The following is a 12970-nucleotide window of genomic DNA, read 5'->3' as shown; positions in this document are numbered from 1 at the left end:
GATGTCTGACCTGCTGGAAGCTGTCAGAGCCGGCGCGGCCGGTGGCGAACTCCAGGCCCTGGACCTGCCGACCAGGTTCCGGGCCGCGTACACCCGCAAGGACGAGGTCGGCATCTTCGACGGGATGACCGACAAGGACGTGCGCCGGTCGATCCACGTCGGCGATGTGGACATGCCGGAGCTCGCCCCCGACGAGGTGGTCGTCGCGGTGATGGCCGCCGCGATCAACTACAACACCGTCTGGTCGGCGATCTTCGAGCCGGTGCCGACCTTCGCCTTCCTGGAGAAGCTCGGCCGGACGGGCTGGAACGGCGCCCGGCACGACCTGCCGTACCACATCCTCGGTTCGGACGCCTGCGGCGTGGTCGTCCGGATCGGGTCCGGGGTGCGCAAGTGGAAGGTCGGCGACAAGGTCGTCGTCTCCCCGGGGATCTTCGACGAGGAGGACCACCTCTCCTACGAGGACTCGATGCTGGCCACCGGGCAGCTCGCCTGGGGCTTCGAGAACAACTTCGGCGCCTTCGGTGACTTCTGCGTGGTCAAGGCCAACCAGCTGATCCCCAAGCCGACCCACCTGAGCTGGGAGGAGGCGGCGTCCAACACGCTGTGCGCGGCCACCGCGTACCGGATGCTCGTCGGCCTGCACAGCGCCCGGATGAAGCAGGGCGACGTGGTGCTGATCTGGGGCGGCACCGGCGGGCTCGGCTCGTACGCCACCCAGCTCGTCCGCAACGGCGGCGGCATCCCGGTGGCCGTGGTCTCCTCCGCGGAGAAGGCCGAGCTGGTCCGGGCGCAGGGCTGCGAACACGTGATCAACCGCTCCGAGTTCGAGTTCGGCGAGCACGGCATGCGGCACCCCAAGGCGGGGCGCGTCCTCGGCGAGGCGGTCCGCCGGCTGGTCGGCGAGGACCCGCAGATCGTCTTCGAGTACCTGGGCCAGGAGACCTTCGGCGCCTCGGTGTACGTGGCCGCCCGCGGTGGCGTCGTCGTCACCTGCGGCTCCTCGACCGGGTACAAGCACGAGTTCGACAACCGGTTCCTGTGGATGCGGCTCAAGCGCATCATCGGCAGCCACGGCTTCAACTACGCCGAGGCCGTGGCCACCAACCGGCTGATCAACCTGGGCATGATCCACCCGACGCTGTCCACGGTCTTCACGCTGGACGAGGTCGGTGAGGCCACCCGCGCGGTGCAGACCAACCAGCACGTCGGCAAGGTCGCCGTGCTCTGCGCCGCCACCGAGGAGCACCAGGGCGTCGACGACCCCGCCAAGCGCGAGCGCATCGGCGAGGACAGGATCACCCTCTACCGGCGCCGCTGATCGACCTCCGGCGGGCGCGGGGCCTCGATCTCCTCAGCCTCCTTGGCCCTGCGCTCGCCGTTCGGCGGGACCGCCAGATCCGCGCGGAAGTGCCGGTTCAGCGCGACCCGGGTGCGGCCGAGCGGGCCGCGGGCCTCCTTGGGCGGGATGCCCTCCCCGTCCGGCTCGCCGAGCGGCACCGCCGCCCGGGGCCGCGGGTCGGTGATCCGGGGCACGTCGATGTGCCGGTGCACCTCGTAGAACTCGCCGTCCGCGCCCTGCCGGATGGTGCCGGTCTCCAGCCCGTGCGCCACCAGGTCGCGGTCGCGCCGTTGCAGGCCCAGGCAGATGCGGTACGCCACGATGTAGGCGAGCACCGGGCCCAGGAAGATCGCGAAGCGGAAGAACCAGGTCGTCGCGAACAGCGAGATCTGGAACCGGTCGGCGATGATGTCGTTGGCGCCGGCCAGCCAGAGGATGCCGTAGAACGTCACCCCGGCCATCCCGATGCCGGTCCGCGCGGGCACGTCGCGCGGCCGGTCGAGCAGGTGGTGGATCTCGCGGTCACCGGTCACCCAGCGTTCCAGGAACGGGTAGACGGCCAGCCCGGTGAACAGCAGCCCGGGCACCACCAGGGCCGGGATGATCACGCTCATCGCGAGGGTGTGCCCCCACAGCTCGATCTGCCAGGACGGCATCATCCGCAGCGCGCCCTCCAGGAAGCCCATGTACCAGTCGGGCTGGGAGCCCGCGCTGATCGCCCCCGGGTCGTAGGGCCCGTACAGCCAGACCGGGTTGATCTGGAAGAAGGCGGCCAGGACCGTCACCGCCGCGAACGTCCACAGGAAGTAGGCGGTGGTCTTGGCGATGAACACCGGGAAGAACGGGTAGCCGCGGACCGTCCGGTTGGTGCTGCCCCGGCCCGGGAACTGGGTGTGGGTCGCCCGCCAGGTGAGCACCACCGCGTGCAGCGGGATCAGCGCGGCCAGGATGCCGGGGATCAGCAGCACGTGGATGGTGTACAGCCGGGGCAGGAAGCTCGCGGAACTCGGGAACTCCCCGCCGAACAGGAACAGCGTCAGGTACGTTCCCACCACCGGGATCGACAGCAGCACCCCTTCCAGGATGCGCAGCCCGGTGCCCGACAGCAGGTCGTCGGGGAGCGAGTAGCCGAACAGCCCGTTGAGCAGCACCAGGATGAACAGCACGACGCCGATCAGCCAGTTCAGCTCGCGGGGCTTGCGGAACGCGCCGGTGAAGAAGTTGCGCAGCAGGTGGACGAGGATCGAGGCCAGGAACAGGACCGTCGCCCAGTGGTGGATCTGCCGGGTCAGCAGCCCGCCGCGGACGTCGAAGCTGATGTGCAGGGTGGAGGCGTAGGCCTCGCTCATGGTGACGCCGCGCAGCTTCTCGTACGAGCCGTTGTAGACGGTCTCGGTGCCGCTCGGCTGGAAGAAGAAGGTCAGGAAGACCCCGGTGATGAGGATGATCACGAAGCTGTACAGCGCGATCTCACCGAGGAGGAAGCTCCAGTGGTCGGGGAACGCCTTGCGGATCGCCTTCTTGGCGAACGCGGCACCGCCGAACCGGTCGTCGGTCGCCGAGCCGAGGCCGGCGAGTGCCTTGGGCGGCCGCCGAGTCGAGGAATCGCTCACGCCGGACTCCCTGGGTCGTCTCCTGCGCGGACGGCGCCGCCCGCGCCTTCGTGGTGGCTCTCCCCTGGAGACGTGCCCCGTACCCGGAATGTGACATCGATGCACGAATTTTCATCCAGGGGGACGACACCGATCGTACTCTCCGCGGTGGCTCGCCCTAACTCAGGGTGATGGTTGCAGGTCGTCGGGGGTGTCGGGGAAGTGGCCTTGCGTACTGGCGGGTTTCCGGGACATGATGTAGCTCACGTAAGTAATCAGTTACATCGAGCGCCCTCCCACCGGCGGGGGCGACCAAGGCAGGAGGCCGCCACGTGGCAGGCACGAACCTTGTAGCCGTCGGCCGGTCCCGGGCCGGCGCACCCCGGGACCTGGCCGGCCGGCTCGGACCGCACCTGGACGCGGTGGTCGACGACGTGATCACCGAGATCCGGAGCCGGGTGCGCGAGTACGACCGTCCCGAGGACGACCCCTGCTCGGCCACCCTCCGGTACGTCGTCGAGAGCGTGCTCCAGCACTTCACCGACCGGATCTCCTACGTCGAGGCGGACCCCCGCCCGGTCATGGAGTTCTTCCGGGCGATCGGCCGCAGTGAGGCGGCCGAGGGACGCGACCTGGAGACGATCCACACCGCACTGCGCGTCGGCGGGCTGGTCGCCTGGCGGCACGTCGTGACCGGGGCCGACCGGTTCGGCGCGCTGCCCCGCACGCTGGGCACGCTGGGCGAGGACCTGCTGCTGTTCCAGCACGAACTGGCCGAGGCGGCGGCCGAGGGGCACGCACAGGCCCGGGCGGACGTCGTCGGGGCGATGCAACGCCGCCGCAGGCACCTGATCGACATGCTGCTGACCGACCCGCCGGTGTCGCCCGAGCCGATCGCCGAGCACGCCGCCGCCGCGCACTGGCCGATGCCCCGGACGGTGGCCGTCGCGGCACTGAGCCGCCTGCACCGGGACGAGCCGCAACCCGTCTTCCCCGCCGACGTCCTGGTCGACCTCACCCGGCACGAACCGGCGCTGATCGTGCCCGACCCGGACGGCCCCGGCCGGTCCCGGATGGTCGACCGGGCGCTGCACGGCCGCACCGTCGCGCTCGGCCCGACCGTGCCGGTCGCCGAGGCGGCCCGCTCGATGCGGTGGGCCCGCAAGACGCTGGCCCTGGTGGAGCGAAAGATCATCGAGCCCTGTGGCGTGGCCCGCAGCGTCGAGCACATGTCCACGCTGATCCTGTTCGAGGACGAGGACCTGCTCGCCGGCCTGGGCGCGCTACGGCTGGCCCCACTGGAACACCTGCGCCCCAGCCAGCAGGACCGGCTGGCCGAGACGCTCCTGGCCTGGCTGCAGTCGAGCCGCAACGCCAACGAGGTCGCCAGCCGCCTGCACGTCCACCCGCAGACCGTCCGCTACCGGCTGCGGCAACTGGACGAGCTGTTCGGCGACCAACTGCTCGACCCCGAACTCTGCTTCGACCTGGAGATCGTGCTCCGCGTCCGGCGAATGCTGTCGGGCGACCGCTTCGCCCTCGCCGCCGACCCCGCCGTCACCCGCTGACCGGCCCGGCCCGGGGAGGCTCACACGGGGACGTGGTTGAGCTCGTGCGGTGCGCGGGGCCGGTACCGGGTCGGGCTCATCCCGGCGAACTCGTGGAAGTCGCGGATCAGGTGCGACTGGTCGTAGTAGCCGCAGCTCACCGCGATCTCGGCCCAGTCGGGCGGCCGGTCGTGCGGCACGGACGCCAGCGCGCGCTGGAACCGCCGCACCCGCGCGTAGCGCTTCGGGGTGAGCCCGACCCGGTCGTGGAACCGGCGGGTGAACGTCTTGGTCGTCAAGCCGAGCCGGTCGGCGACCTCCCCGACCGGCGCCCCGCGCTCCAGGGTCGCCACCGCGCAGGCGATCGCCGGTTCCGGCGGCTCGGCGGCGTTCTCCAGCAGCACGTCCTCCAGGACGCGCAGCTTCGCCTCGGGCGAGGCGGCCTCCAGCAGCCGCTCCCGCAGCACGGCGCCGGGCCGCCCCCACAGCGCGTCGATCTCCACCAGGTGCCCGGCGGTCGCCGCGGGCGGCGCGGCGAAGAACGGGAACCCCCCGCCCGGCTCGAACGACACCACCGCGATCGCCCGCTGCTGGTCGGTGTCGCTCTCGCAGTAGTGCGACCGGGCCCCCTGCATCACGGCCCCGCCGAACCGCAGCACCCGGTCGCCGTCGTACTCGTGCATCTCGTCGGCGTCCAGGTTCACCAGCAGTTGCATCGCCCCGGTCGGCAGCATCCGCTCCCGCACTGTGGGCCCGCCGAACTCGTAGTACCCGACCGACCGCACGAACCTCCGCAGCAGCGGATGTTCCGGCCTCCGCGCCACCTCCATGCCCGGGAGCGTACGCCGCCCCTCCGACAATCTCCCGTGCTCCTCCGGCCACCAGGGCGCGATGGCACCCCGGAAAAGTGGACCTCATGTTCGTCGCGCGGCGATGTCGAATGGCGTCGAGCCCGTTCGTAGTCAGGGTGAGAGGCCGGCAACGGGCCGGTCGCCACTCACCAGGAGAGCGTCATGACCGCCACCTACACCTTCGACGTCTTTTCCAGCCTCGACGGCTACGGCGCCGCCGGCGGCGACTGGACCGGCTACTGGGGCAAGCAGGGCCCCGAACTGCTCGACCGCCGCCTCGCCCTGTACGGCGAGGAGCAGCGGATGGTCTTCGGAGCCGACACCTACCGGGTGTTCGCGCGGATGCTGGCCTCGAGCACCGAGGAGTCCGAGGTGCGCGACCCCTGGGTCACCCGGATGCGGAACCTGCCGGCGACGGTGGTGTCGACCACGCTGGAGGGGCCCCTCGACTGGCCGGACGCGACCCTCGTGAGCGGCGACGCCGTCGACGCCGTCGCCCGGCTCAAGGAGGAGTCCCCGGTGCCGTTGCGCTCGCACGGCAGCCTGTCGCTGAACCGGACGCTGATGGCCGCCGGCCTGGTCGACCGCGTCCAGGTGACGCTCTTCCCGGTGATCACCGGCCGGACCGGGCAGGACCCCATCTTCCAGGGCGCGGCCGACTTCGACCTGGAGCTGATCGAGAGCCGCACCCTCGACGGCCACACCCAGGAGCTCGTCTACCGGCCCACCCTGCACACCTGAGCCCGCCGCACCCCCGTCAAGGGCTTCGGCCTCCGGGGCCGCATGACGCCCTGAAAGCCGAAGGGCCACCTGATGAGAGCGCACGTAGCCCTGATCCTTCAGCTTTCGGGGTGCTGGAGCGCCCTGGATCCTGAAGGATCAGCGGGGCCAGGACCTTGGCTTGGTGATCCTTCAGCATCCAGGGCGCCGTAGCGCACCGGATGCTGAAGGATCACCAGGCGGTGGGGTCAGGTCAGGGGCGGGACGGTTTCCGTGGTGGGGGGCGGGCCGGGCGGGGTGCCGTCGCCGAAGGGGCGGCCGCCCAGGGACTCGCGGCCGTGCGGGGTGAGCCAGGTGCGCGGGTCGGGGCCGATCGGGACGATGCCCGTGGGGTTGATCTGGCGGTGGACGGCGTAGTAGTGCCGGGTGATGTGGTCGAAGTCCACGGTGTCGCCGAAGCCCGGGGTCTGGAACAGGTCGCGGGCGTATGCCCACAGCGCGGGCAGCTCGGTGAGCTTGGTGCGGTTGCACTTGAAGTGGCCGTGGTAGACCGCGTCGAACCGGACCAGGGTCACGAACAGCCGAACGTCGGCCTCGGTGATGGTGTCGCCGACCAGGTAGCGCCGGGTGGACAGCCGCTCCTCCAGCGCGTCCAGCCGCTCGAACAGCCGGGTCGCCACCTGCTCGTACGCGCGCTGGCGGGTGGCGAAGCCGGCCATGTACACCCCGTTGTTGACGTCCCGGTAGACGTCCTCGATCACCGCGTCGATCTCGTCGCGCAGGTGCTCGGGGTACAGGTCGGGTGCGCCGGGGCGGTGCAGCGCCGTCCACTCGCGCTCCAGGTCGAGCGTGATCTGCTGGTAGTCGTTGGTCACCAGCGTCCCGGACGGCACGTCCACGATCGCGGGGACGCTGATCCCGCCGGTGTAGCCGGGTTCGCGGGCCAGGTACGCCTCGGACAGGTAGGCGATCCCGAGCACCGGGTCGCGGTCGCCGGGGTCGAGGGTGAACCGCCAGCTCCGCTCGTCCTGGATCGGGTCGGTGATCGCCAGCGAGATCGCGCCCTCCAGCCCGAGCAGCCGCCGCACGATCATCGCCCGGTTCGCCCACGGGCACGCCCGGCTGACCACCAGCCGGTACCGGCCCGCCTCGACCGGCCAGCCGTCCGCCCCGTCGGCGGTGATCCGGTCGGCGAAGTGGCTGGGGGAGCGCTTGAATTCCTTGGTGTCCGGCGTGGTGGTCATGGGAGGCTCCTGTGCACAGGGGGTCGGCGGCCCGTTCTATCCCCGCCCGGGGGACATGTCACGCATCGTGTGACCGTTTGGCGACGCGCCGGCGGATCTCGGCGGCGTAGACCGCGTTGAGCGCGTCCCCGGCGGCCAGGACCCGCGGCAGCAGGTCGCCTTCGAGGGTGATCGCGCGGAAGCAGAACCCGACCGTCACCTCGTGGTCCGGCCGCGACACGATCTCGACGGGGTCGCCGGCCCGGACCTCGCCGGGCTCGATCACCCGCAGGTAGGCGCCGGGCCTGGCGGCCTGCGTGAACCGCTTCACCCAGCCCCGCTCCGCCAGCCACTCGGCGAACGTGCGGCACGGGGTGCGCGGGGAGGTGACCTCCAGGAGGAGGTCGCGGCCGATCCGCCACCGCTCGCCGACCAGCGCCCCGGTGACGTCGATCCCGGTGGTGGTCAGGTTCTCGCCGAACATCCCGTTGGCCAGTTCGCGGCCCAGCTCCCCGGCCCACCCGTCGAGATCCTCCCGCGCGTAGGCGTAGACGGCCTGGTCGTCGCCGCCGTGGACCCGCAGGTCGGAGATCACGTCCCCGGAGAGCCCGCCGCCCCCGGTCCCCGGCGGCCCCGGCGCCGCCACGGCGACCGGCCCTTCGACGGGCCGCTTGTCGATCCCGGTGAACCCGGTGGCGGCGTACCCGACGGCCTGCCGCCGCCCGACGTTCACTGAAAGCACCTGAGCCACGGTTCGCACCTTACCGCCTGTCAATGGAGGCGCGACGAACTGTTCCTCCGAACTCGTCCGAGACCGCGCCGCGGACGACCCCGCGCTCCCGCAGCGCCCGTGTCCGGTCCAGCGCCGTGGCCGGCGAGACCCCGACCGCGGCGGAGACGCCGGCCGACCGGATCGATTACTACGCGGTCAGCATCGTCGGACCCCGGAACCGGATCGACAAGATCGTCGGCCGCCTGCCGCTGCTTCCCTGAACGCGACCAGAGAAGCAGCTGTCATGGCCGCCCGGCTGTGAACCGGCTGGAGGCCGACGACCGATCAGCTCGGCAACGCCTATTTGGTGGGAATTGCCGGAAGGGAAGTCGGAGCATTTCGCCGCAAGTTCCACTCTCCTTTTCATTCGAAACTGTGTTCGATAGGATGCCTCCACGCTTGGTCGGCGCTTCGGGGGAGGCGGGTGCTGGTGTCGTCGTACACGGATGCCCGCTCGTCCCGCGGGGCGGCGGCGGTGCGGGTCCGGCCGGGGCGCGACGACCCGCACGAGGTGGTCTACTTCCGGCGGCACGCCGGTGACGATCCGGGCGAGGCGGTGCCGGGGCGGGAGTTCCTGCGCGGCTGCCCGGCACCGGTGCGGGCCGGGTTCGCGGCGATCGTGACCCAGGTGGCCGCCGCCCCGCCCTGCCGGTTCGCGGGCGGCGGGTACTGGGAGGCGATGCACGGCGAGATGGCGGGCTGGTTCGAGGTGCGCAAGGACGGCCCCCGGCCCGGCGGCGGCCGGGGGCGGCACCACTACCGGCTGTACTGCCTGCTCGACTACGCCGCGGCGAACGCCGGCCGGCCGCTGCTGGTCATCGTGACCGGCCTGCACAAGCCGTTCCGGACCACCCTGACCAGCGCCGACTACGCGGGCGTCCGCCGGCTCGGCGCCGAGTACCTGTCCCGCAACCCACGTTCGCTCGCCTAGGGAGTGCTGGTCCGGTGTCTGATACCCGCGGTGCCGTGGCTGCGGCGAGCGCGTCGCGGAGGCGGCCTGTTCCGTCCGTTGGGGCGGGCGGGCGAGTTCTGTGCGCGGCGTGCCCGGGTCGGCGAGGATGGCCCGATCCCTGCAGTACCAAGCCCGATCCCTGCAGTACGAGAACCCGATCCCTGCAGTACGAAGAAGGAGCCGACGTAATGGCGAAGTACCTGATCTCGTTCCCGAGCGGTGCCCTCCTCCTTTCCGAGGAGGATCTGCAGGCGGCTTCGGATGCGTCGCACGCGGTGGTGGAGGAGGCGAAGGCCGCCGGGGTCTGGGTGTTCGGCGGCGGCATCGACGAGAGCGTCCCGCCCGTCATGGTGGCGGGGGACGGGACGGTGACCGAGGGCACGTACCCGCAGACGAAGCAGCTCGAGGGCGGCTACGCGGTGCTGGAGGTGCCCTCCCGCGAGGCGGCGCTGGAGTGGGCCGCGAAGATCGCGGCCGCCTGCCGGTGCGCGCAGGAGGTGCGCGCGTTCCACTACGACCCCGCCAGCTGACGGACGGGCCGGCGGGTCAGCCGGCAGGATCGGGGCGGTCGCCGAGCCGGGCCAGGGCGGCGGGATCGGCCCGGCCGGTGCGGAGGGCTTCGGCGACCGTCGCCCGGACGTCCTCGGGGAGCGGTTCGAGGCGCACGGTGAGGCCCAGCGCGGCGGCGAGCTCCACCAGCGTGCCCACCGTCGGGTTGGGACCGGTGTTGCCGGGGGCCAGCAGCCGGCGCACCGCGGCGGGCTCGGCGCCGACCGCCCGGGCCAGGTCGGCCTTCGACAGGCCCTGCGCGGCCCGCGCCGCGTCCAGGGCGTTCACCAGCGCGTCGACCGTGGACACCCGGACGGATTCGCGCACGTACTCCCGCAGGAACCGCGGATCGTCCAGATCGGCGGCCAGATCGTCCCAGAACGCGCTCGTCACGGCCCTCACCCTCTTGGCGTAACGTAAATGATACGCCAAGCGGGCGAAGTCAGATACCGACGGGCCAGGTGTGCACCGGCTCGTTGGTGTGCATCAGCTCGATGTAGCGGCGGGTCATCAGGCGCAGCGCCTCGAACCGGTCGACGCCGTAGGACTCCTCGATGGAGCGCACCGTCTCGGCCTGCCAGGTGGCGCCGTTGCGGCCGGTGAGCGCACGTTGCTCGATGACGCCGAGCAGGCGGTCGCGCCTGGCGGCGTCGATGCCCCAGCGGTCCAGGCCCTCGTGGGCCAGCGGCAGCAGCTTGCGCAGCACCAGCTCGCTCACCGGGACGGTGCCCAGGCCGGGCCAGTAGAGCTCGGCCTCCAGCCCGTCCCTGGCGGCGCGGTGCAGGTTGTCGCCGGCGGCGGCGAAGGACATCCGCGTCCACACCGGGCGTTCCTGCTCCGCCAGCATCCGGACCAGGCCGTAGTAGAAGGCCCCGTTGGCGACGATGTCGGCCACCGTCGGCCCGGCGGGCAGCACCCGGTTCTCCACCCGCAGGTGCGGGCGGCCGTTGACCACCGCGTAGATCGGCCGGTTCCACCGGTAGACGGTCCCGTTGTGCAGGGTGAGCTCGCTGAGCTGCGGGATCTCGCCCTGCTCCAGGACGGCGACCGGGTCCTCCTCGTCGCACAGCGGGAGCAGCGCCGGGAAGTAGCGGATGTTCTCCTCGAACAGGTCGAAGACCGAGGTGATCCAGCGTTCCCCGAACCACACCCGGGGGCGGACGCCCTGCGACTTGAGCTCCTCGGGTCGGGTGTCGGTGGCCTGCTCGAACAGGGTGATCCGGGTCTCCTGCCAGAGCCGGCGCCCGAACAGGAAGGGCGAGTTGGCGGCCAGTGCCACCTGCGGCCCGCTGATCGCCTGGGCGGCGTTCCAGTGCGGCGCGAAACCGTCCGGGCTCACCTGGAGGTGGAACTGCACGCTGGTGCAGGCGGCTTCGGGGAGGATGCAGTCGGCGTGCATCGCCAGCCGCTCCGGGCCGTCGATCTCGATCCGCATGTCCTCGCCGCGGGCCGCGAAGATCTGGTCGTTGAGCAGCCGGTAGCGGTCGTTGGACGACAGGGCGTGCTCGTCGATGTCGGACTCGCGCAGCGTCGGCAGGATGCCGACGATCATCAGCCCGCCGCCCACCTCCTGGGCCCGGGCGTCCGCCTGGTCGAGGCTCGCCCGGATCTCGCGTTCCAGCTCGCCCGTGCTCCCGCCGCCGAGCTGCCGGGGCGGGACGTTGATCTCCAGGTTGAACTGGCCCAGCTCGGTGTCCCAGGCCGGGTCGGCGATGGCCTTGAGCACGTCCGCGTTGCGCATCAGCGGTAGGCCGTCCGCGTCCACCAGGTTGAGCTCGATCTCCAGGCCGATGTGCGGGCGGTCGAACTCGAACTGCGCCTCGCGCAGCATCCGCGCCAGGACGTGCAGGTTGCGGTGCACCTTGTCGCGGTAGAGGCGACGGTCCTCGCCGCTGATGGAGAACGAGGTCACGTCTCTGCCCATGCGGAGGACCTCCCACTAGGACGAATGCCTACAAAAGGGTTCTCCCACCCATGCGCTGACCAAACCCAGGAGAAGTAGGGGTGTGGTCACGGGAGGTCAAAACGTCAATCTTTCTAAAATTCCGTATCCCGTCAGGCTGCGTCGGGACAAGCTGCACCAGGGGGTGAGATGCGACTACGACCGCGATCGATCCGGGCGCGCGACACCATGCTCGCGGCGCTGATCTCGGCGACGGTGCTGAGCCTGCTGGCGGTGGCGTTCGACCCGCTGATCCGCAGCGCGGTCAGCAGCGACCTGCTGGCCGAGGTGCAGAACGCGGCCCGCCGCGCCAGCCAGGCCGAGCGCGACGGCACGCTGCCCGCCCGCATCCGGGCCGACGGGCGGGTCGCCCTGATCCAGGTGGTCACCCCCGACGGGCGGGTCGTCAAGGCCACCGCCGCGGCGGCGGGACGGGCACCGGTCAGCACCCTGCGCCCCCCGGCGGCCGTGCGGGTCCAGGACCGGATCGACTGCGGCGGCCCCGACCGCTGCCTGGTGATCGAGGCGATCCGCACCACCACCGCCCACGACGCGCCCACCGTCTACGCCGCGGCCGAACTGCCCGTGCTGATGGTCCCGGGGCTGCTGGAACTGCTGCTCCTGCTGGGGGTGGTGCTGCTCGCCGTCCCGATCACCGTGTTCACCTGGTACCGGGTGGGCCGCACGCTCCGTCCGATCGGCGAGATCGAGGCCCAGCTCGCCGAGATCAGTGGCAGCGACCTGAGCCGGCGGGTGCCCGAACCGCCGGGCGAGGACGAGATCGCCCGGCTCGCCCGGACCAGCAACGCGACCCTCGAACGGCTGGAGCGGGCGGTGACGCGGCAGCGGCAGTTCGCCGCGGACGCCTCGCACGAGCTGCGCACGCCCATCGCCGGGTTGCGGGTCAACCTCGAGGACGCCCTGATGCACCCCGACGACACCGACCTGGTGGCCACCGTCCGGGCGGCGCTGCGCGACACCGACCGGCTGGAGGCGATCATCACCGACCTGCTGTTGCTGGCCCGGCTGGGCACCGGAACAGCGGTGTACGAGCCGGTCGCGCTGACCGAGCTGGTGGCGGCGGAGCGGGCCCGGCGCGCCGTGCGCCGGATGGACTGGGAGCTGGCCGCCGGGCTGGTGGTGCGCGGCGTGCCGACGCAGCTCGTCCGGCTGTTGACCAACCTGCTCGACAACGCCGAGCGGCACGCCGAGTCCGCGATCGACGTCCGGCTGCGGCGCGACGGCGGCCACGCGGTGCTCACGGTGGCCGACGACGGGGCGGGCATCCCCGAGGCCGACCGGGAGCGGGTGTTCGAGCGGTTCACCCGGCTCGACAGCGCGCGCAGCCGGGATTCCGGCGGAACCGGCCTGGGGCTGGCCATCGCCCGCGACATCGCCGTCGCGCACGGCGGTTCGCTGCACATCGCGGACGCCCCCCGCGGTGCCCGCTTCGTTCTCCGCCTGCCGGCGGAATGACCCG

At 71.7% G+C, this 12970-nt stretch carries 13 protein-coding genes; 7 read left to right on the top strand and 6 right to left on the bottom strand.

Annotated features, from left to right (window positions below; translation table 11 throughout):
• The first annotated feature begins 1 nt into the window (after nucleotide 1).
• Nucleotides 2–1321, top strand: coding sequence for a crotonyl-CoA carboxylase/reductase (gene ccrA, locus DPM19_RS35950; protein ID WP_199485386.1), 1320 nt, complete (start codon nucleotides 2–4; stop codon nucleotides 1319–1321).
• Here the strand turns inward: ccrA and qcrB are convergent.
• Nucleotides 1306–2955, bottom strand: coding sequence for a cytochrome bc1 complex cytochrome b subunit (gene qcrB / locus DPM19_RS31445; RefSeq protein ID WP_111871720.1), 1650 nt, complete (start codon nucleotides 2953–2955; stop codon nucleotides 1306–1308). The two genes, ccrA and qcrB, sit on opposite strands and share 16 nt — an antisense overlap.
• Before the next feature lie 311 nt (nucleotides 2956–3266).
• Here qcrB and DPM19_RS31440 point away from each other — a divergent pair, with 311 nt between their 5' ends.
• A complete protein-coding gene (locus DPM19_RS31440) occupies nucleotides 3267–4502 on the top strand; it encodes a PucR family transcriptional regulator (RefSeq protein WP_233510971.1) in 1236 nt (411 codons plus the stop codon).
• 20 nt (nucleotides 4503–4522) lie between these two features.
• Here the strand turns inward: DPM19_RS31440 and DPM19_RS31435 are convergent, their stop codons facing one another.
• Entirely contained in the window at nucleotides 4523–5311 is a 789-nt protein-coding gene (locus DPM19_RS31435) for a helix-turn-helix domain-containing protein (protein WP_111871719.1), read from the bottom strand.
• Between the two features lie 183 nt (nucleotides 5312–5494).
• Here DPM19_RS31435 and DPM19_RS31430 point away from each other — a divergent pair, with 183 nt between their 5' ends.
• Nucleotides 5495–6073: a dihydrofolate reductase family protein gene (locus DPM19_RS31430; protein ID WP_111871718.1), complete on the top strand. Its 579-nt coding sequence runs from the start codon at nucleotides 5495–5497 to the stop codon at nucleotides 6071–6073.
• Between the two features lie 227 nt (nucleotides 6074–6300).
• Here the strand turns inward: DPM19_RS31430 and DPM19_RS31425 are convergent, their stop codons facing one another.
• Both DPM19_RS31425 and DPM19_RS31420 read right to left on the bottom strand, forming a co-directional pair.
• On the bottom strand, nucleotides 6301–7296 hold the full coding sequence (locus DPM19_RS31425) for a glutathione S-transferase family protein (RefSeq protein WP_111871717.1): 996 nt from the start codon (nucleotides 7294–7296) through the stop codon (nucleotides 6301–6303).
• A gap of 58 nt (nucleotides 7297–7354) precedes the next feature.
• Nucleotides 7355–8026 (bottom strand): MOSC domain-containing protein, encoded by a 672-nt coding sequence (locus DPM19_RS31420; protein ID WP_111871768.1) that lies wholly within the window; start codon nucleotides 8024–8026, stop codon nucleotides 7355–7357.
• A 116-nt stretch (nucleotides 8027–8142) separates the two neighbouring features.
• Here DPM19_RS31420 and DPM19_RS35945 point away from each other — a divergent pair, with 116 nt between their 5' ends.
• The 3 genes from DPM19_RS35945 (at nucleotide 8143) to DPM19_RS31405 (ending at nucleotide 9529) form a co-directional block, all read left to right on the top strand.
• Complete coding sequence (locus DPM19_RS35945; protein WP_199485384.1) at nucleotides 8143–8268, top strand: DUF2000 family protein; 126 nt, start codon at nucleotides 8143–8145, stop codon at nucleotides 8266–8268.
• Between the two features lie 209 nt (nucleotides 8269–8477).
• Nucleotides 8478–8978: a hypothetical protein gene (locus DPM19_RS31410; protein WP_199485383.1), complete on the top strand. Its 501-nt coding sequence runs from the start codon at nucleotides 8478–8480 to the stop codon at nucleotides 8976–8978.
• 209 nt (nucleotides 8979–9187) lie between these two features.
• Nucleotides 9188–9529 (top strand): YciI family protein, encoded by a 342-nt coding sequence (locus tag DPM19_RS31405; RefSeq protein WP_111871715.1) that lies wholly within the window; start codon nucleotides 9188–9190, stop codon nucleotides 9527–9529.
• Nucleotides 9530–9545: 16 nt separating this feature from the next.
• Here the strand turns inward: DPM19_RS31405 and DPM19_RS31400 are convergent, their stop codons facing one another.
• Together DPM19_RS31400 and DPM19_RS31395 are read right to left on the bottom strand one after the other, a co-directional pair.
• Nucleotides 9546–9941 (bottom strand): helix-turn-helix domain-containing protein, encoded by a 396-nt coding sequence (locus DPM19_RS31400; protein WP_199485382.1) that lies wholly within the window; start codon nucleotides 9939–9941, stop codon nucleotides 9546–9548.
• Nucleotides 9942–9990: 49 nt separating this feature from the next.
• Nucleotides 9991–11472, bottom strand: coding sequence for a glutamate--cysteine ligase family protein (locus DPM19_RS31395; protein ID WP_111871713.1), 1482 nt, complete (start codon nucleotides 11470–11472; stop codon nucleotides 9991–9993).
• A gap of 168 nt (nucleotides 11473–11640) precedes the next feature.
• On the opposite strand from DPM19_RS31395, the gene DPM19_RS31390 reads away from it, so the two are divergent.
• Nucleotides 11641–12966 (top strand): sensor histidine kinase, encoded by a 1326-nt coding sequence (locus tag DPM19_RS31390; protein ID WP_111871712.1) that lies wholly within the window; start codon nucleotides 11641–11643, stop codon nucleotides 12964–12966.
• The last annotated feature ends 4 nt before the right edge of the window (nucleotides 12967–12970 follow it).

The organism is Actinomadura craniellae, from assembly GCF_003289645.1.
GTDB lineage: Bacteria > Actinomycetota > Actinomycetes > Streptosporangiales > Streptosporangiaceae > Actinomadura_D > Actinomadura_D craniellae.
This window is presented reverse-complemented; position numbering and strand designations above follow the sequence as displayed.